The following is a 22,085-nucleotide window of genomic DNA, read 5'->3' as shown; positions in this document are numbered from 1 at the left end:
GCGGGCGGCGGCGAAGAAGGCGGTGGCCGAGGCGGAGGCGTTCGTCGCGCAGATCGGTGACGAGATCGTCGGGTTGGTGCTGGACCTGATCGGGTTCACCGATGCGAAGAAGTGCATCAGCGAGGGTGATGTGGGGGCGTGCATCTCCACGGCGTTGAACGCGGTGCCGTGGGGAAAGATGTTCAAGGCGGCAAAGGTCGCGATCAAGGCGATCGGTGTGGGCAAGCGGCTGGTGGAGGGGTACTCCAAGCTCAAGGCCGCGAGCAAGGCGTTGGCGGACATCCCGAAGTGGAATCCGAAGGTCGTGCCGGACGCGGCGGCGTTGAAGCAGGCGAACACGGCTGCGGAGCAGGCGAAGGCGGCGGCGAACCAGTCGCGCACGGTGGCGTCTCGCACGTCGCGGGAGGTCGACGACGCCAAGCGTGCGAACGACCAGGCGCGCAAGGCGGCGGAGAACAAGAAGTCCGACACGTGCGACTCGTTCGTCCCCGGTACTGGTGTGGTGATGGGGGACGGGTCGGTCAAGGCGATCGACGACTTGATCCTGCACGGCACACGACGGGAGACCGTTCGGCGTACGTAGGGTCCCAGGATGTCGCCGGCAAGTGGGCTGACTACGCTACCGGCACTCGCGAAGACGGGTACATCACCTTCACGTTCCGGAAGGCTGACTTCGAGAAGGCAGCACCAGGCTCGGAAGCCGTCTCGCGATGCGGACGACATCTGGCGGCTGATCTCGCCTGAGCGCAACTCTGGCCGAGGTGAGATGAGTAGGGAGCGCGATGAACGTGTCGTGGGCTGCGACCGATGTGTCGGGACGTTTCGTTCCGCAGGAGCTCGAATCCGATATCAGCGACTTCGTCGAGCGGTGCGAGAAGTTGCGATCCGTCGGCTCCGGGTACGTCGAGGTTCGACGCCCACAGAGCGACTTCCCGGTGGTGACCCTGGGATTCCGGGGGAAAAGTGCCGTTCTTCATGTGATGCATGACCCCGAGCAGGTTCTGATCATGTCGGGTGATGGCTCGCTGCCCTCAGGCGGCTCTACAGAGGTACCCGTGATGGGTGACCTCACGGAGTTCGACGGACAGTTTGTCGTCACCGTCGACGAAGGGTGGGCGGCGCTTCTGGAGTTCCTCCGTTCAGGAAGACTGCCCGCTCGTGATGACCTGATCGATCCGTAGCACAAGGCCCGGGGCCCGGCCCGCCCGTCGTGAGCACGGAGGTCGCAGCGTGCGGAGGCCTAGGAAGGCCCGTTCGGCTCCCTCGAGCCGCAGTGCTCCGTCCACCGGTCGCTCGAGGAGCCGCTGCTCCTGCACCGGGTGGGTGACCGCCGCGCCCGTGAGGCCCGGGTATGCGAGCTCCTCGACATGATCGCCGGTCCGAGCACGGGCGCGTGCCACCAGGCTGCACGCGCCTGGTTTGCGTGAGTCCGGTATGAGTTTCTACGAGGACCTCTCCGCGTACGAGTACACGCCGGTCGACGTCCCGATGAAGAACATCGGGTGGCTCGCGCCCCCGCATCCCTTCCCGACCGGGGACAGCCCCGGTTGGCTCGTCTCGGCCCTGCTGCTGCTGCTCGCCGAGGACCTGGAGTGCGTGATGCGGGGCGTGCACGACTGTGCGTACTGCGAGGTGGAGTCCCCGGTGAGGCTCCGGTCGGGACCGGGCGGCAGGGTCGTCTCCGTCGGCACCGGGGAGATCCGTGTCGAGGGGCAGGACGGGCGGAGGTACGCGGCGCCGTCCCTCGTCGTGCACTACGTCGCCGCCCACCGCTACCGTCCGCCCCAGGAGTTCATCGACGCCGTCGACACCGCGCGGGGACGGTTCGCCCATGTGGAGCTGCCAGGCGGGACATCGAGTGATCGGCGGGACATCGAGTGAACACTGAGCCGCTGGTCAGGAGCATCCTCGCCGCCCTGCTCCTGCTGGAGAACTCGGACGACTCCGAGGTCGACCCGGACGTCGCTGTCGCGGGCATGGAGGCGATCGCGCACGAGCTGCAGCAGCTGACGCCTGCCGAGATCGAGGAGTTCATCACGGTGGTGGGGCACATCGCCGACACCGAGGAGGACCCTGCCCGCCGCGAGTTCTACCGCTCCGTCCCGTTCGCGCTCGGGATGTCGGTGCCGCCCTCCGATCGGTGATCCGAGGAGAGCGCGGGGTTCACGACGTCGCAGCGCACCGCTACCGTGCGCCCCGGGCGCTCGTCGGAGCCGTCGGAGCGCACGGGGGTGACGGAGATGGATCGGAGGGACAGGCCCGGGGACTCAGGACCGCGGGCCCCACGGGGAGAGGTACGCCGTGCGGCAGTGGAGGCGGCGCCCACGCTGCTCGTCCGTGCGGTCGTCGACACCGGTCACGAGGCCCGGGTGTGGGAGACGGCAGTCGACCGGCTCTGGCGACGTGTCGAGGCCCTCGGCGGCCGGGAGCTCGTCCCGTGGGGCGTGCAGGTCGTCTACGTCGTGGCTGCCGGCATGACTCCGGTGGACTTCGACGGCGTCAGGCTGGGTTCGCTGTCCCGGAAGGCACGGACGCTGGTCGTGAAGGCCGCCGTGCGCGGGGAACCGGACGAGGGCGTGGATCACGCGGTGCATGCCGTCCTCGACCAGGCGGTGACTCTCGCCGAGCATGTCGCCGTGCGCCGCGGTCTGATCGACTCGCTCGACCACGCGCGACGGATCGTCGAGCGGCTGGCCGAGCAGCCTGGTGACGGCCTGACCCGCTCATGAGTCCTAGTCCGCGGGTGCGCAGGGGGATGTGACTTCGCCTCTCCCCGTTGGGAAGACCGAGGTGAGGTCGGTGACTTCCACGACTGGCTACGCCGAGCGGTGGGGGCATCGACTTCGACGACCGACGCCGCTGGACCCCGACGGTGCGGATGCTCCAGGGTGGACCCCGAGGAAAGGCACGCGGACCGCACGAGGGATCCTGATGGCGACGATGCAGGTCGCGTTCGAGCTCGAGTCGCAGCACGGTTGTCTGGTCGTGCGCGACACGCACTCGGACGGCGACATCTCGGAGTGGGACCCGGGCGCGAGCGCGTCCTACGTCGATCGTGGCTCAGCGATCTTCGCCGTGATTCACGGCATCGAGGGGGCTGTCCGGTGCGAGCTGTGGCGAGGACTGCCCGCTGAACCGCTCCCGCACACGATCCTCACGGAGCTCTTCACGATCGACGGAGCGCTCCAGGTGCAGGACCCGGCGGGAGTGGTCGACGTCGTGGTGGCGACGCTCCGGGGTCGACGGGAGATCACCGTCCTGGGCGACGATCCCACGTCGCCTTCGCGGGTCCAGGTCGTCGTCGGTCCTGACGTCGGTGCGTAGCAGGCCAGTCGCGCTACGGTTCGATGCCCGGTATGCACCGATTCCGGTCCGGTGCGTCGGAGAGAGGACCACGCGATGGGGCTGACGACCTTGAGGGTCTTCGCCGCCGAGAACACGTCCGGTGGGCGCGTCGACGAGGACGTGCTCGTCGAGGACCTCGGCGGTGGGAGATGGCGTCTGGTCGCCTCACCGGGTCTGGTGCTCGGCGTCGCGGCGGGTGACGTCATCGAGCTGGACGCCGAACGCCGGGTGCGGCCCGTCTCCCGCGGCGGCAACGTCGCGATCCACGTGTTCGCGCCGCCGGAGCACGCCGACGAGCTGACTGCGTCGATGAACGCGCTGGGTGGTGTCCTCGACGGACGGTCCCCGGGGCTGACCGTCTTCACCGTCCCGGCGAGCGCGGGGTTCCCTGCCATCGAGCACGTCCTGCGCCGACTGGTGGAGGCGCACCCGTCGGCGGAGTGGTTCTACGGGAACGTCTACGCCGACGACGGTGTGACGCCTCTGCGGTGGTGGGAGTCGTGACCGACGCGTCCGGTGGGCGCCCGCGTCTGCCGCCACCTTCGCGCCGAGAGCTGGTGGAGAAGCTCGCCGTAGCCGGTACGTACCCGGACGGTCGCGCTACGGTTCGGTGCCGGGTTTGCACCGCTCTCGTTCCCGGCGCGGCAGGAGAGGACCGGGTGACCGATGAGCTTCGACCTCACGTTCTGGCACGAGATGCCGGCGCCCGACCCGCAGGCCGCGCTCGCGACGTACGAACGGCTCATGGATGGTGTGGAGGGTGTCGTCCCGCCTCACCCCGCCGTCCGCCGGCTCCACCAGGACCTCCTGGACCGGTACGGCGACCTGACGGAGGAGAACGTGGACGCCCCGTGGACAGCGGGCATCTGGGCCAACGACGAGTGCGTCGCGGTCGGCATCGCCTGGTCGCGGTGCGCCGAGGTGGCGCCGGAGCTGCACGCGATGGCGTCCCGCCGCGGCCTGGTGACGTTCGACCCGCAGGACTGCGCGGTGCTGACGTGACCCGCCGTCGACCAGATCCCACGCACGGGGCGATCGCCGCCGGCCCTCATCGGACGAGGTCGTAGCGATGGGGAGGTGCGGTGCCGGACCTTTCGCGAACGACTCGGCCGACGAGCTCCTCGACCGGTTGCGCGCCGTCTCGCCCGACGAGCGGCACGTCGAGCTCGACGAGCTGCTGCGGAAGGCGCTCGCGGACGGCGAGGACGCGGGCCCCGCCGAGGTCGTCGCTGGCGAGCGCGGCATCCGAGTGCACCACGGCCACGGGTGGCGACGGGACAGGTGACGTGTGAGGCGTGGGGCTTCGGGTCCGCGCGCCGGGGCCGCGGTGCCGCGCCGGCTCGTCGAGTCGGGGGAGTGGTCGCATGACGTTGATCCGCACGATGGACGACGACTTCCGCGTCTGCCGGATCGATCTGGCCACCTTGGTGGACCTCCAGAGAGCGGCCGAGCTGTTCGGCTGGTCGACGCGATGGACGTCGGTCGACGCGCTGCTGTCTCAGGTCGCGGGCGACTCGGTGCTGCTCCAGACCTTCCAGCGGCAGCGCGCCGCCGACGGCCGGAGCATCGTCCGCTGCCTCCTGCTGTTCGCGGCAGAAGACGACGGCGTCATGGGAGGCGTGACGACACTGGATGTCGACCCCGCACGGCTGAGCCACCTCGACCGCATCGACGCCGACCCTGCGGTTCGCGCGGCGATGGTGGACGTGTTCGTCCTGGCGTCAGGTGGCATCGCCATGATGCCGAAGCGCTGAGCGAGACATGAACGGACCGCTCCTCGTGGTCAGGACCGGCAGCCCCGGCCGCGGTAGGACGTGGGCACCTGCGTAACAAGGGAGACCCGCCGCGCGTCGGCAACGGGGCATCGCTAGCGTGCCCCCATGGGCACGTCGTGGACCCTGGACGACGCCGAGGCAGCACGGACGCGCCTCGCCGAGGTCGTCGCGCCCCTGCCCGAGGTGAGCGTGGAGCTGCGGAGCGAGCACGGTCACTCGGCGGTCCTCCTGGGTGGTCGCCGGTTCGCGGGGCTCACGGTCGACCACCACGACGACGGCCGGCTCGCGCTGCGTATCGGCACGACGCCCGAGGAGCAGCGCGACCTGGTCGCGCAGGACCCCGCCCGATTCTTCGTGCCCGACTACGACGGCGCCCACGGCTGGGTCGGCATGCTCGTCGACCCGGCGAGCGACCCCGACTGGGAGCACGCCGCGGAGCTGCTGGAGTCTGCGTGGCGCCGCCGCGCGCCGAAGCGTGCGCTGCGGGCGCTGGACGAGCGGCGCGCCGGCGACGACGGGCCCTCCGCCCTCTGACCCGGACTCCCCGACGTGAGCCAAGCGCGCTACCGTGCCGCGTGCCCGAGCAGCTCCTGCACTCGACCGGTGACGCCCCGTGGCTCCCGGCGGGCGGCCGTGCCGACGTCGTGCGTTCCGCTGTGCCGCCGTCGCCGGTCGGCCTGGTCCGCCTCCTCGCCCGGGACGGGTCCGCGGTGTTCTGCGCGGCGCGAGACGACGGGCGGGTGGACCTGCCCACGCGCGTCGTCCCCGCCGACGACCCCGACGGGAGCGTGACGGCCGCCCGCCTGACCCGGGAGGTCCTCGGGGATGGCCCGCGGGCCGTGCCCGTCGGCTTCGTGCGCAACGTCGTCGCGGCCCCGGACCCGGACTACGCGTGGCCGACACCGCTCGCCCACTTCGCGGTGTGGACGGCGGTGGGGGTGCCGCGCGGAGCCGGTGAGTGGGTCGACGTCGCGGACGCCACGTGCGTGCTGCGGAACCGTCACTGGTGGCCGCTGCTGGCGGCGGACCTGTGATCGACGGGTCGCGCGGCCGGGTAACCGTCCGCGTCCTGTGCTCGACGGTGTCGATGGACGTGGATCGTGGCTGAGCGGTCGGCACGGGACCTCGTCGCGCTGCTGACGAGGCGCGCCCTGGTCGACTGCCGACGCCTGGCGGGATCGGTGTCCGGTGACCTGTATGTCGAGGACGAGCGGCTGGACCCGCGTGTGGCGTCCGACGTCCAGCCGCTCGCTCGGATCCACCTGCTCACCGAGATCGTCCAGGGGTTCCCGCGCGTGCTGCGGATGACGCCGGCCCGGGGGGAGCGCGCCGCCCTTGACGCGCTCCGGCGCAGCTGGGCCGCGACGACCGCCTCGGGACGCCGGTGGATCACGGCGCGGGCAGCGACGGAGGGCCCGCGGCACCTGGCGACGTTGCGGGCGATCGTCGGCCCCGGCGAGCCGGACGTCGAGGGCCTCGTCGACGGGCCGCGACCGGGCATGGCGGGGTCCGTGCTGGCACGGTGGCTGCTCGAGCGCATGTCCGCGTCGGGTCCACCGGCCGGCTCCCTGGACGCCGCGCACCTCGCCGACCTCACGACGCTGCTCGATGGCGACCGTGTGGACGCCGAGGCCGCAGCCCGCCGACTCGGGGACGCACGAGCGCCCGACGGCCACGTCCCCGCGAGCGCGCCGCAGGTCGTGGAGGTCCTCGTCGCGGCCGTCGCGGAGCGGTCCCTACCACCCGGGAACCTCGTGTCGGCGCTCGAGGTGCTGGCCCGGCTCCTGCGCCCTGCCGACGAGCCACCCGTGTCCGGCCCCGCCCAGGTCAGGCCCCGTGAGGCATGCCGACGCGCGGCCCTGCGCGGCTACTGGGCGCTGGCGAGCGTGGCGACCGGGTACCGGCCCGAGGCGCTCGAGGCGGCGGGCGAGGTCCTGGCCCTCCTCGACGAGGGGCACGCCCGCCGCCTGCTCCCCGTCGTGGACGTGGAGTCGTGGCTCTTCGCGGCGGCGCCTCCCAACAAGCAGTGGAACCCGGGTGCGCCGCTGGTCGCCCGGGCGGGCGACGACGGCAGGCGCACTGGTGCGCGGACGCGTGGCAGACGTCGCAGGGTCGGGCCGGCCGACGTCCTCCTCCTGCTCCGGGAGTGTGCCCTCCTGGAGAGCCGACTCATGGCGGCGCCGCCCGGCGGCGTGCTGTACACGGTGGACGAGGAGCTGGACCCCTGCGTCGAGTCGGACGTCCGCGCCCTCGCGCGCATCCACATGATCACGTGGCTCGCGGACGACTTCGGTCGCATCCGGCGGACCGGGCCGTGGGGCAGGCGACGCGCCGTGCGTGACTCGTGGCAGCACGCGTGGGGGGTGACGGGCGACTCGGGGCGCCGCTGGATCCTGTCGCGCGCCGCCACGCAGGGCCCGGCGTACGTGGCGGCTCTGCGCCGCTACATCGGCCGGGACGCACTGGGCGTGGCCGGCACGGTGGGCGGCGACCGTCTGGGATGGCCGAGGGCGGTGCTCGGTTGGTCCCAGCTCGACCTCGCCCTGGGGGAGGCGGCACGCGGCGGCGGCGCTGCGACGCGGGTGCGCGACGACCTCGTGGTGCTGCTGTTCGGGGACGGGCCGGGGGTCGACGACGCGGGGGCACGGCTCGAGGACCAGGTCGCACCGGGAGGCGGGCTGGCCGAGTGCGCGCCGGCGGTCGTCTCGGTCGTCGTCGCGGCCTTCGCGGAACGGTCGGTGGCGCCTCCCAACCTCGTGCGGGCGCTCGGTCTGCTCGAGCGGCTCCTGGGTGGTGGCGGAGCGACCACCGAGGACGCCGGTCCTGAGGTGACGCTGCTCGCGCAGTGCCGTCACGAGGCGGCGCGGGGGTTCTGGACGTTGGCGCACCTCGCCACGCACGCGCAGGGCGCCGACGACAGTCGTCGCGCGGCGCGGCAGGTGCTCCGGTGCCTCGGCGACGAGCACGCCGGGTACCTCGTCGCGGGGGAGAGGTGACCCGGTGGACATGAGGGTGCGCAACCGGCTGACACGTCTGCGGCAGCCCGTCACGCAGCGGTTGGCGGACCCGGACCCGCAGACGTGCGCGTGGATCTGGGTCCTGCCCGTCCCGGACGGTCGGGTCCGCGTGGCCCGGGTCGAGGTGCCGCGCCGGCTCGTCGAGTCGGGGGAGTGCTTCGGTGAGGACGACTACGTGACCTCCGCGCCCTGCCTCGTCGACGTGGACGAGGTCGACGAGGTGGTCCGTGCGTGCGGTGGTGACCCGCTGTGCCTGGAGTCGCCGTGGCGGAACGAGTTCCCGCTGTGATCGAGCCGCCACATCTCAGCGTCTTCGTCCTGCCCGGGGTTCCCCAGGACGTGGCCCTGATCCGGTGCTGGGACGAGCTGGAGCGTGCCGGGTGCACGTTCAGCGGCGACGTCGTCGTCACACGGAGCGACTCGCCCTTCCGGTCCGTGACGGACATCGAGCGCGACGTCATCTCGTACCGGGGCGCGGCCGCGCTCCTCGTCAGGGAGCACCGGGTGCTCGCCGTCGGTCTGCGGCACGCACGGTTCGGCGCGGTCTCGCTGTCCGTCGCGTCGACACGCGACGAGGACGAGCGGCACCCCCTGGAGATCACGGTGTACGCGGGTGGGCTCGCATTCCCGGTCGCGCTGCGGTCGAGGGGGCAGAAGGGTGACGCGCGCACGCGGTGGCGCTGGGCGCAGAGCCTGCTCGTCGCGGCGTCCCTGCGGACCGACGCGGAGTACGGTGCAGCCGGCGTCGAGGTGGCCTTCCCGTCATCCCGTGCGCTGGGTGGCGCGGTGGCGCAGCGGGTCCTGCGTCCCTCCACGTGGTTCGTCCCGGCGTCCACGGACGACCGGGCTGCCGACGAGCGTGTGCTGGCGGCGCTCCCACCCTCGGCCCTCTCGCGGGGGCCGGCCGGTGCTCTGGTCCGAGGCCCGGGAGCCGACGGTGAGGGCGGTGTGAGCGAGGACGACGTCGATCGCGTCCTGGAGCTGCTCGCCCGCCGCGCGGAACGGGCACGGCGGGGGTCGCCGTGAGGCGGCGCGACCTCGGCCGGGTGCACGACGGTGGGGGAGGGCCAAGGGCGATTCGCTCATCTCGCCAGGACGCTCGCACTCAGGGTTGCCCCTGAGAGAGGGCCGCCAGGTCCAGGGTCATGTCCGGGGGCGTGCCGGGTGCCGGTGACGGGCTCGCCGGACCACGATCGCCCTGTGGCCCGGAACACGTCCAGCACGCCGTCCTGCACCCTGCGTCGCGCTGCCTGCGGCGCCTCTCGCCCCCACGGGGCCGGTGCACCCGCGGTGCACCCGCGATCGCGGTCCACCTCCTGCTCACCTCGAGGTCACTGCAGGTCACAGGAGTCCGGAACCTGACGTGAGGAACCCAGCGAAGGCCACAGACCGCCTGTACCTGCGCCATGCGTACAACGGCCTGGTCAGGAACAAGGCCGTCAACAGCGCCCTGATCGCCATCCTGATCCTGAGTGCCTTCCTCATGGCGACGGGGTCCATGGTGATCGAGCGGCTCGCGGGTTCGGTCGGCGGCCTCTTCGCGCAGGCGCAGCCCCCGCACTTCCTGCAGATGCACAAGGGCGAGTACGACCGCTCGGCGCTGGAGGCGTTCGCCGCCGACCACGACGAGATCGACGCGTGGCTCGTCACCGAGATGGTCGGCTACGAGAGCAACGCGCTGAGCTGGGACCGCCCGGCCACGGGCGAGTCCGGGTCCATGAGCTCGAGCCGGTTCGACAACCTCTTCGTGACGCAGAACGACGCGTTCGACTACCTCGTCGACGAGAACGGGGACATCCCGGAGCCGGCGCAGGGCGAGGTGTACGTCCCGGTCAAGTACCAGCAGGCCTTCGGCCTGCAGGCCGGTGACACGCTCACGGTCGTGACCGACGAGGGTCCGATCGTCCTGGACGTCCAGGGGGTCGTGAAGGACGCCCAGATGGCGGCGTCGTTGAACAGCGCCACGCGCGTCCTGGTCTCCGACGATGACTTCGAGCAGCTCCGCCAGGCCGGGGGTCTGCCCGAGGTCATCGTCGAGTACCGGCTGACGGACGGCGGGCTGGCGAACGACCTCCAGGGCGCGTACGAGGCCGACGAGGCGCTGCCGAAGAACGGCCCCGCGATCACGGGTCAGCAGATCCAGATCATCAACACGTTCAGCGACGGCCTGGCGGCGATGGCGCTGATCTTCGTCAGCCTGCTGCTGGTCGTCGTCGCGCTGCTCAACCTGCGGTTCGTCATCACGGGGACGCTCGAGGACGAGGTCCAGGAGATCGGCGCCATGAAGGCGATCGGCATCCCCGACCGCGCGATCTGCGGCCTGTACCTGTCCAAGTACGTCGCGATGACGCTGGCCGCCTGCGTCGTGGGTGGCCTCCTCGCGATCGTCGCGACGAGCTACCTGACGCAGAGCCTGCAGGCCAACTACGCCGCGGCCGAGGTGGGGCCGTGGACGTTCCTCGTCCCGTTGATCGCGCTGGCGGCAGTCTTCGGGATCGTCGTCGCAATCTGCCGCAGGGTGCTGCGCAAGGTGCGGAAGATCGAGGTCGTCAACGCCCTCGTGCACGGCAGCACGCTGAACGAGAAGCAGACCGCCCGGCGCGCCAGGCGCCAGGCGCGCTGGGTGCGTCGGACCGGCCTCGCCTCGTCGTCCGGCACGAGCCTCGACCGGCGCCTCGCCCTCCTGGACCTGCGGGCCGAGGGTCGGCAGTGGGTCCTCGTGCCCGTCGTGTTCTTCCTCACGGCGGTGCTGATCACGGTGCCGGCCAACCTGCTCAGCACGTTCGAGAGCCCGCAGTTCGTCTCCTCCATGGGTGCGCCCGAGCGCGACCTGCGTGTCGACCTGCAGTTCCAGGACGAGGTCGACAGCGTGCGTCAGGAGGTGGCCACCGCCCTCCAGGGCGACGAGCGGCTCGCCGACCTGCGGGCCTACGCGAGCGTGCAGTACCGGACCGAGGGCGCGGAGGGCGTGATGAGCCTGCCCGTCGAGGTCGGTGACTACTCCGGCGAGACGATCCGGTTCACGGAGGGCGGCGCACCGGAGGAGGGGCAGATCGCGCTGTCGGCCCTGAACGCCTCCGAGCTCGGAGTGGGCGTCGGCGACACCATGACCGTGGAGCGCGACGGCACCTCGACCGCGGTCGAGGTCAGCGGCCTCTACCAGGACCTCACGGCCGGCGGGAAGACGGCCAAGATGCGGGGCGAGATCACGCAGGGCGCGTCCGCGTACATCTTCTACGCGAACGTGGTCGACGGCGAGGACCCCGTGGTCATCGCGAGCGCGCTGGAGGAGCAGTTCCCCACCGCCGTCGTCTTCCCGATGGCGGAGTACCTGGAGCAGACCTTCGCCGGGACGACCGATGCGTTCCGGAGCGCGGCGTGGCTCGCGCTGGTCTTCGGGATCGGGGTGGCGCTCCTCGTCACGAGCCTGTTCCTCAACCTCCGGCTCACACGGGACCGGTCGAAGATGGGCGTGCTCACCGCGATCGGGTTCTCGGCGAGCGAGATCGTCGGGCAGGTCCGGACCAAGACGCTCGTGACGGTGGTCGCCGGGACGCTGCTCGGGCTCGTGTTCGCCGCGACGGGCGGGGAGTCCCTGGCGACCGGGCTGCTCGCCGCGCTCCAGATGAACATCTCGGACCTGACGTTCATCCCGGACCCGTGGCTCGTGTACGCGCTGTACCCGCTGCTGCTCGTAGGTGCCGGGTATCTCGGCGTCGTCCTGCTCACCGCCGGTATCCGGGGCGCCGACAAGAGTCAGTGGCTCCGAGAATGATGGGGAACTCATGAACCAGAACGTGACGCTCGAGTCGCAGGCACTCACCAAGACGTACTTCTCGACCGAGCCGCCGACCGAGGTGCTCCGCGGGATCGACCTGTCCGTGCGGTCGGGGGAGTTCCTCGTCATCATGGGGGCATCGGGCTCGGGCAAGTCGACGCTGCTCTACAGCATCAGCGGCATGGACCGGCCCACGGACGGGAAGGTGCTGCTGGACGGGCGCGAGCTGACGTCCCTGCGCGACGCCGAGATGGCGCACGTCCGTCTCACGCAGATGGGCTTCGTATTCCAGCAGGCGCACTTCCTCGGCAACCTCGACGTGCGCGACAACATCCTCCTGCCCGCGCTGAAGGCGGCATCCAAGGAGAACAAGAACGCCGCGATCGCCCGTGCGGACGCGCTCATGGACCGGTTCGGGATCGCGCACATCAAGGACCACGGCGTGACCCAGGTCTCCGGCGGTCAGCTGCAGCGGGCCTCCATCTGCCGGGCGCTCGCGGGCGAGCCGTCCGTCCTGTTCGCGGACGAGCCGACGGGCGCGCTGAACAGCAGCATGTCCACCGAGGTCATGGATGCGCTCACGGACGTGCACCGCAGCGGGACCACGATCGTCATGGTCACCCACGACCCGGCCGTCGCCGCCCGCGGCGAGCGCGTCATCTACCTCCGCGACGGCGTGCTCGTGGACTCGCACGAGGCCGGGCCGTGGCAGGCGGAGCAGGCGCAGCAGCGCGAGGACGACCTCCAGGCCTGGCTCAGGAATCTGGGCTTCTGACATCCCGACGACGAGTGCGTACGCTCGCGCAATGAGGAAGCGGCTGGGCCCGCCATGACCATCAGTGCGGCACAGCTCGCTGTCGCTCGCCGGTACGGTGCCCCGCCTCGTGGGGTCGAATCAGGTCAGACCGTGGGCGCGGCTCGGAACCTGGCATCGGGGATCCAACCCGTCAACGGGTTGCGGCTGCCGCCGGCGCTCGGTACCACGGGCTGGTTCCTGTGGGCGGGGGAGGAGCTGTCCGAGGACCCCGACTTCTTCGTCCCACTTCACGTCGAGCACCTCGTGACGTGGTGTGCGCTCACGGTGCCCTACCTCGCGCTCCCGCCGGGCTGGCGCTTCCTCATCGCTCCGGGACACGAGGACGTGTGGTGCGACGCCTCACTGGTCGGCGACTCGCCGTAGCAGCGTGTCGCGCCGTCGTAGGCGCGAGTGACCGGCGCCGTGGGTGCCCGTGGGGTCACGCCGTCCCGGTGAGGCGGTCGAGTTCCTCGGCGGTCAGCTCGAGGTCGACCGCGAGGACCGAGTCCTGGATCGACGCGGGCCGGGATGCGCCGGGGATCGGGATGACGACGTCGGCCTGCGCGAGCTCCCACGCGAGCGCGACCTGCTGCGGGCTGACGCCGCGCGCCTGCGCGACCTCGGCGAACGGCGCGAACCGGTCACCCAGCTCGCCGGCCCGTGCGATCCCGCCGAGCGGGCTCCACGGCAGGAAGGCGATGCCGAGCTCGGCGCACAGGTCCAGCTCCGGCTGGGACGTGCGGAACGCCGGGGAGTACTGGTTCTGCACCGACGCCAGACGCCCGCCCAGCACCTCCTGCGCGAGCCGGATCTGATCCGGGTTCGCGTTCGAGATCCCGGCGAGGCGGATCGTGCCCGCGGCGAGCAGCTCGGCGAGCGCCCCGACCGACTCCTCGTACGGCACGTCGGGGTCCGGGCGGTGGAACTGGTAGAGCCCGATCGCCTCGACGCCGAGCCGACGGGCCGACTCCTGCGCCGCCTGCTTCAGGTACTCGGGCCGGCCGTTCAGCGTCCAGGACCCGTCACCCGGGCGCAGGTGGCCGCCCTTGGTCGCGACGAGCACGGCGGAGGAGTCGCCGTGCCAGGTGCGCAGCGCCTCCGCGACGAGCTCCTCGTTGTGGCCCACCTCGTCGGCGTGCAGGTGGTACGCGTCCGCGGTGTCGATCAGGGTGACACCCGCGTCGAGCGCGGCGTGGATCGTGGTGATCGAGCGCTCACGGTCGGGGCGGCCCTCGATGGACATGGGCATGCCGCCGAGGCCGATGGCGCTGACGGCGACGTCGGCGATGTGTCGTGTCTGCATGCCCCCATCAGACGTGACCGGCCACCACCCCGCACCTCGACGCGCCGAGGTGCGACCCTCTGCGGTGCGACCGCGTCCGGGGCCTCCTCGTCGAGGGCGGCCGGCACCGGTTGGGCGGTAGCGTCGCGGCACGTCGCCGTGCGGCGGTGCGGACCAGCACGAGTGGTCGACGTGTCGGCGCTGCCGCCTCGCCCGCCGACGTACGACCCGTGAGGAGCCGCAGCATGCCGTGGTCCGCCGAGCAGCGCCTGTCCGAGCTGGGCATCGACCTGCCACCCGCGGGCTCCCCGCAGGCGGCGTACGCGAGCTGCGTGCAGGTCGGTGCGCTGCTGTTCGTGTCCGGCAAGGGCCCGGGCGCGCCCGTCACCGCGGGGAGGCTGGGCCGCGAGCTGACGACGGCCGACGGCGCTCGACTCGCACGGTCCGCCGGCCTGGAGGTGCTCGCGACGGTCCGGGACTTCCTCGGCTCGCTGGACGAGGTGGCGCGGGTCGTGCGCGTCCAGGGCTTCGTCAACGCGACCGAGGACTACGCCGAGCACCACCTGGCGCTCGACGGGCTGTCGACGCTGTTCGTCGACGTGTTCGGCGACGCCGGCATCCACACCCGGTCGGTGCTGGGTGCCGTCTCCCTGCGGGGCGGGTTGCCGATCATCGTCGAGTGCCTGTTCGAGGTCCGCGACCAGCCGTGCCCGTGAGCCTTCGGACCGGTCCTCGGCACACGCCACTGGTGGCCTCTGGTGGCGGGTGCCCCCGGTCGCTAGCGTCGCCCCATGGGCACGTCGTGGACCGAGTCCGACGCGGAGCGCGCTCGCCAGCGCCTCGTCGAGCTCGCCGCCGGGCTGCCCGAGGTCACGGTGCAGCCGCCGAGCGAGCACGGTCACACCGCCGTCGTCCTCGGGGGCCGGCGGTTCGCGTGGCTCACGGTCGACCACCACGACGACGGTCGCCTCGCACTGCGCGTGGGCACGACGCGGGACGAGCAGCGCGAGCTGGTCGCGGCCGACCCGCTGCGCTTCTTCGTCCCCCCGTACGACGGCGCGCAGGGCTGGGTCGGGATGCTCGTCGACCCCGCGAGCGACCCGGACTGGGACCACGCGGCCGAGCTGCTCGAGGCCGCGTGGCGGCGCCGGGCCCCGAAGCGGGCGCAGCGCGCGCTCGACGAGGCCCGCATCGCGCACGAGGGGGACGCCGCCCCGTCCTGACCCCGGGCGGCGAGGACGGTCGCCGCTCAGCCGCCGGTGACGTCGAGCGTCTCCCCGGGAGCCACGCGCCGGTACGCGTCGCCGACGAGCCCGCCGAGCACGCGGTCGACCAGCCCGATGCCGTTGTCGTTGTAGATCCCGGTGTGGATGGGCACGACCGTCCGTGCACCCACCGAGCGGGCGTAGTCGACGGCCTCGGAGATCTTCAGCCACGGCGCGGCGGCCGGCAGCAGCAGCACCTCGACGGTCGCGTCGGCCGGGGCGGCGGTGAAGGAGTCGCCCGGGTGCAGCAGGGAGCCGTCGACCAGGTAGGCGAGGTTGTGGATGCGCGGGATGTCGGGGTGGATGACGGCGTGCTGCCCGCCGAGCGCCGTCACCGAGAACCCGACGACGTCCGCCGTGTCCCCGGGCGCGAGGCCGTGCAACCGGGCGGCGTCCGCCCCGCCCTTCGTCAGCAGCTCGACGACCGTCGCAGGCCCCCACACCTCCAGACCCGGCACGGACGCCAGGGCGGACTGCAGCGGCCCGGGGTCGACGTGGTCGGCGTGCTCGTGCGTGATGAGCACGCCCGTCGCGCCGTCGAGCGCGTCGGGTGCGCTGAAGCTCCCCGGGTCGATCACGAGGGACTGCCCGTCGCGGTCGAGGCGGACGCACGAGTGCCCGAGGAAGGTCATGGTCGTCATCGAGTGGTGCCCTTCAGGTGTCGAGGTGCGGGGTGCCGGCCTCCTGAGCGTGCCGTGCGTCGACCGTCGGCGCTACGTCGGCCGACGGATCGGTCGCCCGCTCCCACTCCTCGACTCCACCCGGCACGACGACGAACAGCGGGTGCGGCACCGCACTCCCGGAGTCCCCGACGACCGCGTACCGCTCGGGGGAGCGGACCGCGAGCTTGCCCAGCAGGTGCCGCCACTCGAGGGCGAGCTGCCCGTCGGTCACGGCGACCCGAGGCGCGGTGCGCGTCCGCTCACCCTCGGGGACGTCACGCCAGCACGCCGTCAGCCCCTGCCGGTCGAGCAGCGCGGGGTGCAGCGACCACAGCCTCACCCACGCACCTGCCCGAGGACCGCTGCGGCGACGTCCGCCGGCCGGTGCTCCGGCAGCCAGTGGTCGGCGTCGAGGTCGACGTGCAGGAACGGCGCGTCGACGTGGTCACCCGTCGCCTCGACGGACGCGGGCGCGAAGAACGGGTCGCGACGGGCCGAGACGTACGTCGTCGGGACGCCGACCTGCCCGGTGCCGCCGGTGCGTGGCACACCGAGCGCCCGGTACCAGGCGAGGGCCGCGGTCAGCGCGCCGGGGGCGGACATGCGGGCGACGTAGTACTCGGCGCGGTGCGGTGCCAGGCCTGTGCCGACCAGGGCGCGTCGCAGGCGGGACCCGTCGCGTGCCAGCAGCGCGCGCTCGGGCAGCCGCGGCACCTGGAACGCGCCGACGTACCAGGACCGCGCGATCTGCCCGCGCGGCAGCCCCCTGCGCAGCGCGGCGGGGTGGGGCGTCCCCAGGGCGGTCAACGACGCGACGCGGTCCGGCCGGCGTGCGGCGAGCGCCCACGCGACGGCGCCACCCCAGTCGTGACCGACGACGTGCGCGGCGTCCACCCCGGCCGCGTCGAGCAGCGCCACGACGTCGTCGACGAGCTCCGGCACGGCGTACGCGCGCAGCCCCGCCGGACGGGCGCCCGGGCTGTACCCGCGCTGGTCCGGGACGAGCGTCCGCACGCCGGCCTCGGTCAGCAGCGGCACGACCGCGTCGTATGCGGAGGCGTCCTGCGGGAACCCGTGCAGCAGCACCGCGACGGGGGCGTCGTCGCGCGGGCCGTCGTCGCGCACGTCGAACCGCAGGCCGTCACGCGAGAACCCGTCCACTCCCGCAGCACAGCACGCGGGGGGCGCGGTCGCGAGCGGGGACCGGCCCGGTCGGGGCCGTCACCGTCGGGACCGGCGCCGTCGGGATCAGGCGCCGTCGGGATCAGGCGTGCCGGATCATCCAGTCGTGGTTCGGGTCCCGGCCGCCGTCGGGGTCCGGCACGTCGCGCACGTCCTGGGTCGCGATGGTGTCCTCGAGCGCGATGGGCTCGGGCAGCCGCCGGAAGTCGGGGGCGGGCTCGGCCCGGGGCTCGGGGTGGGGCTGCGGCCGGGGGGCGGTGGCGGACATGGCGCGTCCCTTCGTCGGGTGCAGGCAAATGTCCCACCCGGGCGGATGGGTGTCCATGCATCTGCTCCCGCCTGCGTCGTGCCCCGGGCCGCCGAGCGGCTACCGTCGCGCCGTGAGGCAGTCGGTGCGAGGCGTCGTCGTCGTGACGGCCGTCGTCGTGCTCGTCGCCGGCTGCGGACCGGGGCGCAGCCTGCCCGGCCCGGCCGCGTCGCCGCGCGCCTCGCTCGCGGCGACGGACGCGTCGACGGACGCGTCGACGGGGGACACCGGCACGCCGGACGCCGCGGCGCCCGGGAGCGGGCCCGTCCGCGACTCCGGGATGCTGCTCGGTGGACCGGCCGCCCTCGGTCGCGACGTGGGCTCGCTGCTCCCCGCCGACGGGACGCACGTGCAGGTCGAGGACAGCATGGACGGCTCGACGGTCACGACGGTCACGACGCCTGCGACGGCCGCCGGCCCGTCCGGCACGCTCGGTTGGGTCGCGCCACCGCGCGGCGGCCGGAGCGAGGTGCAGGGCGACGGGTCCGTCACGCTGCACGACGAGGCCGGGGCGGTCGTCGCCGCGCTCGCGGCCCCGGCCGGCACCGACGGCGCGCGCGGGACCTGGCGCCCCGTCGGTGACGTGCTCGCGCTCGACGCACCGACGAGCTCGGTGACGTTCGTCGTCGGGCTCGCGGCGCTCGAGTCAGCGACGTGGGGTGACGCGGACGGCGGCCGGTCGCTCCTCGTGGTCCCGGCGGACTGGGTCCGCCGCGGCAGCCTGGCCGCGCAGCACGCGCTCGTGTCCGAGCTCGCGCTCGCCGAGCCGGAGTCCGGGTCCGCCTCGATGCAGGCGCAGCTCTGGTGCCACGTCCTCGGTGCGCCGGAGAAGGCGTCGTGGAACATCGAGCCCTGGCGTCCCGAGGTCCCGACGTCGACCATGCTCCTCACGCGCTGCAACCCCACCGACGCGGACCGCTGAGTCCGGCGGCGCGCGGTGCCCGGGAAAGCGTGAAGCGTTGCTGCCGGGATGCGGCAACAACGCTTCACGCTCCCTTTCCGCCCGGCCGTCCACCGGGCGGCGGGTGGTCAGGGGGTCATGCGGCGGCGACGCCACAGGACGAGGGCCGACCCGGCGGCCAGGGCGAGCGCTGCGCCGCCGACGATCGCGCCGGTGCGTGCGCCCGTGGCGGCGAGGACCTCGGAACGTTCGACGACCGCCCCTGCGGCCGTCGGTGACGGCGCGGGGGTCGGCGCGTCGGCCGCGAGGACCTCGGCGCGCTCCGCCGGCGCGGGCGGCACCGCGGGTGCCGGGGCTGCGGGTGCCTCGGCGGGCGCGGGCGCCACCTCCGTCGGGGCGGACGCGATGGGCTCGCCCGGTGCTGCCGGGGCCGGGGCGTCGACCGGCGGCGCGGCCGGCGCGGTCGCGATCGGTGCCGGGGCGACCGGCGGCAGGGCAGGCGCCCCGTCCGAGGGGGCGGGCTCCGGTGCCGCGGACGGCGTCCCCGTGCGGCAGACGGGCGCCTGGCCGCCCTCGCCGTAGTGCTCGTCGTACCCGCTGACCTGCACCCACGTGATGCACGCGTCCGGCGGGAGGCCGGCGCGGTCCCAGGTGAGCACGGACGTGCCGACGAGGTCACCGAAGGGCGTCCCGGGGCCCTCGATGTGCACGTTGCGCGAGGCCGTGCCGCGCGCCGAGGTGTAGACGACGTTGACATGCCCGTGGACCTGCAGCGTCGCGCCCACGGGGAGCTCGAGCGCGGTCCCCGTCACGCGGTACGGCGGCGGGGCGTCCGATCCCGCGCTCGCGGCGGTCGCGGCGCCGACGAGCAGCAGCGCGGTCAGCGCGGTGGTGGTGGCGGACGCGAGCGCGGCGGTGCGGCGGGCGGACATCGGACCTCGGCTTCCGGGGAAGGGCGTGACGGCCAGGCGGGGTCCGGCGACGTCGCCGCCCCGCTGACCTGGCACGTCGGAGGTTATCGGGCAGATGGGACGAAGGGGATGAGAAGGGCGTGAGAGTCCTGCTGCGCCGGCCCCGCGGGGACTCGTCGTGCGGGCACAGCGGTCACGCGGGTGCCGTATTCACCCGGGTGGACCACCACCGGACGGGTGGTGGACACCTGCCCGGGCGTCGCGCCCGCGCCGGTACCCTGTGGCCGTCTGCCGACCTGCGGCGCGGGAACCTGCGCGGGCGAGCGCCCCTGAGGACCCGGCCTCCATCGAGGGAACCGATGACCACCGCACCTGCGCGCCCCGACGTCCCGTCCGCCCCGCACGCGTCCGACACCGTCGAGCACGCCGCGGCCACGCCCGACCTCGACCAGCCCTACGCCGAGCTCGGCCTCAAGGTCGACGAGTACCAGCGCATCCGCGACATCCTCGAGCGTCGTCCCACCGCCGCCGAGCTCGCGATGTACTCGGTGATGTGGTCCGAGCACTGCTCCTACAAGTCCTCGAAGACCCATCTGCGGCAGTTCGGCGAGAAGACCACGCCGGCGATGCGTGAGCACCTGCTCGTCGGCATCGGGGAGAACGCGGGCGTCGTCGACATCGGTGACGGCTGGGCCGTGACGTTCAAGGTCGAGTCCCACAACCACCCGTCGTACGTCGAGCCCTACCAGGGTGCCGCGACGGGCGTCGGCGGCATCGTGCGCGACATCATCTCGATGGGTGCGCGCCCGGTGGCCGTCATGGACCAGCTGCGGTTCGGCGACCCCGCGCACCCCGACACCGCGCGCGTCGTGCACGGCGTCGTCGCGGGCGTCGGCGGCTACGGCAACTCCCTCGGGCTTCCGAACATCGGCGGCGAGCTGGTGTTCGACGCCAGCTACCAGGGCAACCCGCTGGTCAACGCGCTGTGCCTCGGCGTGCTGCGGCACGAGGACATCCACCTTGCCAACGCCTCGGGCGTCGGCAACAAGGTCGTGCTGTTCGGCGCGCGCACGGGCGGTGACGGCATCGGCGGGGCGTCGATCCTCGCGTCGGAGACGTTCGACGACACCAAGCCGTCCAAGCGCCCGTCGGTGCAGGTCGGCGACCCGTTCATGGAGAAGGTGCTCATCGAGTGCTGCCTCGAGCTCTACGCCGCGCGCGTCGTCGAGGGCATCCAGGACCTGGGCGCGGCGGGCATCTCCTGCGCCACGAGCGAGCTCGCGTCCAACGGTGACGGCGGCATGCACGTCGACCTGGAGAACGTCCTGCTGCGCGACCCCACCCTGACGGCCGGCGAGATCCTCATGTCGGAGTCGCAGGAGCGCATGATGGCCGTCGTCAGCCCCGAGAAGCTCGACGCGTTCCTCGCGATCACGGCGAAGTGGGACGTCGAGACGGCCGTCATCGGCGAGGTCACCGGCACCGGGCGCCTCACCATCGACCACTTCGGCCAGCGCATCGTCGACGTGGACCCGAAGACGGTCGCGCACGACGGCCCGGTCTACGACCGCCCGTACGCGCGTCCGGCCTGGCAGGACGCGCTGGTCGCGGACTCGGTCAGCACGCCCGAGGGCGCGGCACGCTACGCGCGGCCCGAGAGCGCGGACGACCTGCGGGCGACCCTGCTGCAGCTGCTCGCGTCCCCGAACCTCGCGTCGCCGGCGTGGGTCACCGACCAGTACGACCGCTTCGTGCAGGGCAACACGGCCCTCGCGCAGCCCGACGACTCCGGCGTCGTGCGCGTCGACGAGACGACGGGTCTGGGCGTCGCCCTGGCGACCGACGCGAACGGCCGCTACACGAAGCTCGACCCGTACACCGGCGCGCAGCTCGCGCTCGCGGAGGCGTACCGCAACGTCGCGACGGTCGGTGCGCGACCGCTGGCCGTCACCGACTGCCTCAACTTCGGCAGCCCCGAGCACCCCGACACCATGTGGCAGCTCGTCGAGGCCATCCGCGGCCTGGCCGACGCGTGCCGGACCCTCGAGGTGCCCGTGACGGGCGGCAACGTCTCGCTCTACAACGGCACCGGTGAGCCCGGTCAGATCGACTCGGCGATCCACCCGACGCCCGTGGTCGGCGTGCTCGGCGTCCTCGACGACGTGGCGGACGCCGTGCCGTCGGGCTGGACCGCTCCGGGCCAGGCCGTCTACCTGCTGGGCACGACGCGCGCCGAGCTCGACGGCTCCGCGTGGGCCGAGGTCGCGCACTCCCACCTCGGCGGCGTGCCGCCGCAGGTCGACCTCGACGCCGAGCGCCGCCTCGCGCAGGTCCTCGTCGCGGCAGCGCGGGACGAGCTCGTGGACGCCGCGCACGACCTGTCCGAGGGCGGGCTCGCGCTCGCGCTCGTCGAGTCGAGCCTGCGCTACGGCATCGGCGTGCAGGTGAGCCTGGACGCGCTGTGCGAGCGCGACGGGTTGACCCCGTTCGAGGCGCTGTTCTCCGAGTCGCAGGCCCGCGTGATCGTGGCCGTCCCGCGCTCGGAGGAGGTGCGGCTGCAGGACCTGTGCACCGCGCGCGGCGTCCCGGCGCTGCGCCTGGGCGAGACCGCGGAGACCTGCACGCCCGGTGCCGGCACCCCTGCCGACGACGCGGACCACACGCACGCCCCGGCGGTCGAGGTGCGCGGGCTGTTCACCCTGCCGCTCGCCGAGGCGCGTGCGGTGTGGGAGGCGACGCTCCCGCGCCTGTTCGGCTGACACCCGCAGAAGAGCGGGATCGCCCTCTCGCGCACGGGAAGGTGGCTGGATTGCACTCTCACACCCGGGGAGGGTGACTGGATTGCACTCTCACGCCCGGGGAGG

The 22,085-nt window shown here is 73.0% G+C and carries 28 protein-coding genes; 22 read left to right on the top strand and 6 right to left on the bottom strand.

The window, feature by feature from the left end:
* Positions 1-22: 22 nt before the first annotated feature.
* The 18 genes from NP048_RS15005 (at position 23) to NP048_RS19400 (ending at position 13,095) form a co-directional block, all read left to right on the top strand.
* Positions 23-583 carry a hypothetical protein gene (locus tag NP048_RS15005; protein WP_227576425.1) on the top strand — a complete coding sequence of 187 codons (561 nt, stop codon included), beginning with the start codon at positions 23-25 and terminating at the stop codon, positions 581-583.
* 199 nt (positions 584-782) lie between these two features.
* On the top strand, positions 783-1,181 hold the full coding sequence (locus NP048_RS15000; RefSeq protein ID WP_227576424.1) for a hypothetical protein: 399 nt from the start codon (positions 783-785) through the stop codon (positions 1,179-1,181).
* A gap of 253 nt (positions 1,182-1,434) precedes the next feature.
* Positions 1,435-1,881: a DUF7919 family protein gene (locus NP048_RS14995; protein ID WP_227576423.1), complete on the top strand. Its 447-nt coding sequence runs from the start codon at positions 1,435-1,437 to the stop codon at positions 1,879-1,881.
* Positions 1,878-2,144 (top strand): hypothetical protein, encoded by a 267-nt coding sequence (locus tag NP048_RS14990; RefSeq protein ID WP_227576422.1) that lies wholly within the window; start codon positions 1,878-1,880, stop codon positions 2,142-2,144. Before NP048_RS14995 ends, NP048_RS14990 begins: the two co-directional genes overlap by 4 nt.
* A gap of 165 nt (positions 2,145-2,309) precedes the next feature.
* Positions 2,310-2,729 carry a hypothetical protein gene (locus tag NP048_RS14985; RefSeq protein ID WP_227576421.1) on the top strand — a complete coding sequence of 140 codons (420 nt, stop codon included), beginning with the start codon at positions 2,310-2,312 and terminating at the stop codon, positions 2,727-2,729.
* Between the two features lie 202 nt (positions 2,730-2,931).
* Positions 2,932-3,324, top strand: a complete 393-nt coding sequence (locus NP048_RS14980) for a hypothetical protein (RefSeq protein ID WP_227576420.1) — start codon at positions 2,932-2,934, stop codon at positions 3,322-3,324.
* Between the two features lie 75 nt (positions 3,325-3,399).
* Positions 3,400-3,849, top strand: a complete 450-nt coding sequence (locus NP048_RS14975; protein WP_227576419.1) for a DUF4265 domain-containing protein — start codon at positions 3,400-3,402, stop codon at positions 3,847-3,849.
* Between the two features lie 162 nt (positions 3,850-4,011).
* Complete coding sequence (locus tag NP048_RS14970) at positions 4,012-4,347, top strand: hypothetical protein (RefSeq protein WP_227576418.1); 336 nt, start codon at positions 4,012-4,014, stop codon at positions 4,345-4,347.
* A 67-nt stretch (positions 4,348-4,414) separates the two neighbouring features.
* Complete coding sequence (locus NP048_RS14965; protein WP_227576417.1) at positions 4,415-4,630, top strand: hypothetical protein; 216 nt, start codon at positions 4,415-4,417, stop codon at positions 4,628-4,630.
* 97 nt (positions 4,631-4,727) lie between these two features.
* A complete protein-coding gene (locus tag NP048_RS14960; protein ID WP_227576416.1) occupies positions 4,728-5,099 on the top strand; it encodes a hypothetical protein in 372 nt (123 codons plus the stop codon).
* Positions 5,100-5,225: 126 nt separating this feature from the next.
* Positions 5,226-5,654, top strand: a complete 429-nt coding sequence (locus NP048_RS14955) for an MmcQ/YjbR family DNA-binding protein (protein ID WP_227576415.1) — start codon at positions 5,226-5,228, stop codon at positions 5,652-5,654.
* A 41-nt stretch (positions 5,655-5,695) separates the two neighbouring features.
* Positions 5,696-6,154, top strand: coding sequence for an NUDIX hydrolase (locus NP048_RS14950; RefSeq protein ID WP_227576414.1), 459 nt, complete (start codon positions 5,696-5,698; stop codon positions 6,152-6,154).
* 66 nt (positions 6,155-6,220) lie between these two features.
* Positions 6,221-8,116, top strand: coding sequence for a hypothetical protein (locus tag NP048_RS14945; protein WP_227576413.1), 1,896 nt, complete (start codon positions 6,221-6,223; stop codon positions 8,114-8,116).
* Positions 8,117-8,126: 10 nt separating this feature from the next.
* Complete coding sequence (locus NP048_RS14940; protein ID WP_227576412.1) at positions 8,127-8,426, top strand: hypothetical protein; 300 nt, start codon at positions 8,127-8,129, stop codon at positions 8,424-8,426.
* Positions 8,423-9,163, top strand: coding sequence for a hypothetical protein (locus NP048_RS14935; protein ID WP_227576411.1), 741 nt, complete (start codon positions 8,423-8,425; stop codon positions 9,161-9,163). The genes NP048_RS14940 and NP048_RS14935 overlap by 4 nt, the downstream gene beginning before the upstream one ends.
* A 337-nt stretch (positions 9,164-9,500) precedes the next feature.
* On the top strand, positions 9,501-11,912 hold the full coding sequence (locus NP048_RS14930; RefSeq protein ID WP_227576410.1) for an ABC transporter permease: 2,412 nt from the start codon (positions 9,501-9,503) through the stop codon (positions 11,910-11,912).
* A 10-nt stretch (positions 11,913-11,922) separates the two neighbouring features.
* On the top strand, positions 11,923-12,690 hold the full coding sequence (locus tag NP048_RS14925; RefSeq protein WP_227576409.1) for an ABC transporter ATP-binding protein: 768 nt from the start codon (positions 11,923-11,925) through the stop codon (positions 12,688-12,690).
* Positions 12,691-12,744: 54 nt separating this feature from the next.
* Entirely contained in the window at positions 12,745-13,095 is a 351-nt protein-coding gene (locus NP048_RS19400; RefSeq protein WP_431355882.1) for an immunity protein Imm33 domain-containing protein, read from the top strand.
* 55 nt (positions 13,096-13,150) lie between these two features.
* Here the strand turns inward: NP048_RS19400 and NP048_RS14920 are convergent, their stop codons facing one another.
* Positions 13,151-14,014, bottom strand: a complete 864-nt coding sequence (locus NP048_RS14920; RefSeq protein WP_227576407.1) for an aldo/keto reductase — start codon at positions 14,012-14,014, stop codon at positions 13,151-13,153.
* A 224-nt stretch (positions 14,015-14,238) separates the two neighbouring features.
* Between NP048_RS14920 and NP048_RS14915 the strand changes: the two genes are divergently transcribed.
* Together NP048_RS14915 and NP048_RS14910 are read left to right on the top strand one after the other, a co-directional pair.
* Positions 14,239-14,709, top strand: coding sequence for a RidA family protein (locus NP048_RS14915; protein WP_227576406.1), 471 nt, complete (start codon positions 14,239-14,241; stop codon positions 14,707-14,709).
* A 75-nt stretch (positions 14,710-14,784) separates the two neighbouring features.
* Positions 14,785-15,216 carry an MmcQ/YjbR family DNA-binding protein gene (locus tag NP048_RS14910; RefSeq protein ID WP_227576405.1) on the top strand — a complete coding sequence of 144 codons (432 nt, stop codon included), beginning with the start codon at positions 14,785-14,787 and terminating at the stop codon, positions 15,214-15,216.
* Positions 15,217-15,242: 26 nt separating this feature from the next.
* Here the strand turns inward: NP048_RS14910 and NP048_RS14905 are convergent, their stop codons facing one another.
* The 4 genes from NP048_RS14905 to NP048_RS14890 all read right to left on the bottom strand — a co-directional run bounded on the left by NP048_RS14905 (position 15,243) and on the right by NP048_RS14890 (position 17,370).
* On the bottom strand, positions 15,243-15,899 hold the full coding sequence (locus tag NP048_RS14905) for an MBL fold metallo-hydrolase (RefSeq protein WP_227576404.1): 657 nt from the start codon (positions 15,897-15,899) through the stop codon (positions 15,243-15,245).
* 13 nt (positions 15,900-15,912) lie between these two features.
* Positions 15,913-16,260, bottom strand: coding sequence for a pyrimidine dimer DNA glycosylase/endonuclease V (locus tag NP048_RS14900; protein ID WP_227576403.1), 348 nt, complete (start codon positions 16,258-16,260; stop codon positions 15,913-15,915).
* On the bottom strand, positions 16,257-17,081 hold the full coding sequence (locus tag NP048_RS14895) for an alpha/beta fold hydrolase (protein WP_227576402.1): 825 nt from the start codon (positions 17,079-17,081) through the stop codon (positions 16,257-16,259). Before NP048_RS14895 ends, NP048_RS14900 begins: the two co-directional genes overlap by 4 nt.
* Positions 17,082-17,184: 103 nt before the next feature.
* The gene (locus NP048_RS14890; RefSeq protein WP_227576401.1) at positions 17,185-17,370 is read right to left on the bottom strand and encodes a heme biosynthesis protein HemY; all 186 of its coding nucleotides are present in this window, start codon (positions 17,368-17,370) and stop codon (positions 17,185-17,187) included.
* A gap of 112 nt (positions 17,371-17,482) precedes the next feature.
* Here NP048_RS14890 and NP048_RS14885 point away from each other — a divergent pair, with 112 nt between their 5' ends.
* Positions 17,483-18,331: a DUF2599 domain-containing protein gene (locus NP048_RS14885; protein WP_227576400.1), complete on the top strand. Its 849-nt coding sequence runs from the start codon at positions 17,483-17,485 to the stop codon at positions 18,329-18,331.
* A 107-nt stretch (positions 18,332-18,438) separates the two neighbouring features.
* Here NP048_RS14885 and NP048_RS14880 read toward each other — a convergent pair whose 3' ends face one another.
* Complete coding sequence (locus tag NP048_RS14880) at positions 18,439-19,242, bottom strand: hypothetical protein (protein WP_227576399.1); 804 nt, start codon at positions 19,240-19,242, stop codon at positions 18,439-18,441.
* A 338-nt stretch (positions 19,243-19,580) separates the two neighbouring features.
* Here NP048_RS14880 and purL point away from each other — a divergent pair, with 338 nt between their 5' ends.
* Positions 19,581-21,980, top strand: a complete 2,400-nt coding sequence (purL, locus tag NP048_RS14875) for a phosphoribosylformylglycinamidine synthase subunit PurL (protein WP_227576398.1) — start codon at positions 19,581-19,583, stop codon at positions 21,978-21,980.
* Positions 21,981-22,085: the final 105 nt, after the last annotated feature.

Origin of the sequence: Cellulomonas xiejunii, assembly GCF_024508315.1 — a bacterium.
GTDB classification, from domain to species: Bacteria; Actinomycetota; Actinomycetes; order Actinomycetales; family Cellulomonadaceae; genus Cellulomonas; species Cellulomonas xiejunii.
Note: the sequence above shows the minus strand (reverse complement) of the source record. Positions and strands in the feature narration are given on the sequence as shown.

Bases quoted from the DNA above. Each gene is read 5' to 3' on its own strand.
- NP048_RS15000 (WP_227576424.1), top strand. From the start codon at position 783: ATGAACGTGTCGTGGGCTGCGACCGATGTGTCGGGACGTTTCGTTCCG.
- NP048_RS14995 (WP_227576423.1), top strand. From the start codon at position 1,435: ATGAGTTTCTACGAGGACCTCTCCGCGTACGAGTACACGCCGGTCGAC.
- NP048_RS14980 (WP_227576420.1), top strand. From the start codon at position 2,932: ATGGCGACGATGCAGGTCGCGTTCGAGCTCGAGTCGCAGCACGGTTGT.
- NP048_RS14975 (WP_227576419.1), top strand. From the start codon at position 3,400: ATGGGGCTGACGACCTTGAGGGTCTTCGCCGCCGAGAACACGTCCGGT.
- NP048_RS14970 (WP_227576418.1), top strand. From the start codon at position 4,012: ATGAGCTTCGACCTCACGTTCTGGCACGAGATGCCGGCGCCCGACCCG.
- NP048_RS14965 (WP_227576417.1), top strand. From the start codon at position 4,415: ATGGGGAGGTGCGGTGCCGGACCTTTCGCGAACGACTCGGCCGACGAG.
- NP048_RS14960 (WP_227576416.1), top strand. From the start codon at position 4,728: ATGGACGACGACTTCCGCGTCTGCCGGATCGATCTGGCCACCTTGGTG.
- NP048_RS14955 (WP_227576415.1), top strand. From the start codon at position 5,226: ATGGGCACGTCGTGGACCCTGGACGACGCCGAGGCAGCACGGACGCGC.
- NP048_RS14940 (WP_227576412.1), top strand. From the start codon at position 8,127: ATGAGGGTGCGCAACCGGCTGACACGTCTGCGGCAGCCCGTCACGCAG.
- NP048_RS14925 (WP_227576409.1), top strand. From the start codon at position 11,923: ATGAACCAGAACGTGACGCTCGAGTCGCAGGCACTCACCAAGACGTAC.
- NP048_RS19400 (WP_431355882.1), top strand. From the start codon at position 12,745: ATGACCATCAGTGCGGCACAGCTCGCTGTCGCTCGCCGGTACGGTGCC.
- NP048_RS14920 (WP_227576407.1), bottom strand. From the start codon at position 14,014: ATGCAGACACGACACATCGCCGACGTCGCCGTCAGCGCCATCGGCCTC.
- NP048_RS14915 (WP_227576406.1), top strand. From the start codon at position 14,239: ATGCCGTGGTCCGCCGAGCAGCGCCTGTCCGAGCTGGGCATCGACCTG.
- NP048_RS14910 (WP_227576405.1), top strand. From the start codon at position 14,785: ATGGGCACGTCGTGGACCGAGTCCGACGCGGAGCGCGCTCGCCAGCGC.
- NP048_RS14905 (WP_227576404.1), bottom strand. From the start codon at position 15,899: ATGACGACCATGACCTTCCTCGGGCACTCGTGCGTCCGCCTCGACCGC.
- NP048_RS14890 (WP_227576401.1), bottom strand. From the start codon at position 17,370: ATGTCCGCCACCGCCCCCCGGCCGCAGCCCCACCCCGAGCCCCGGGCC.
- NP048_RS14880 (WP_227576399.1), bottom strand. From the start codon at position 19,242: ATGTCCGCCCGCCGCACCGCCGCGCTCGCGTCCGCCACCACCACCGCG.
- purL (WP_227576398.1), top strand. From the start codon at position 19,581: ATGACCACCGCACCTGCGCGCCCCGACGTCCCGTCCGCCCCGCACGCG.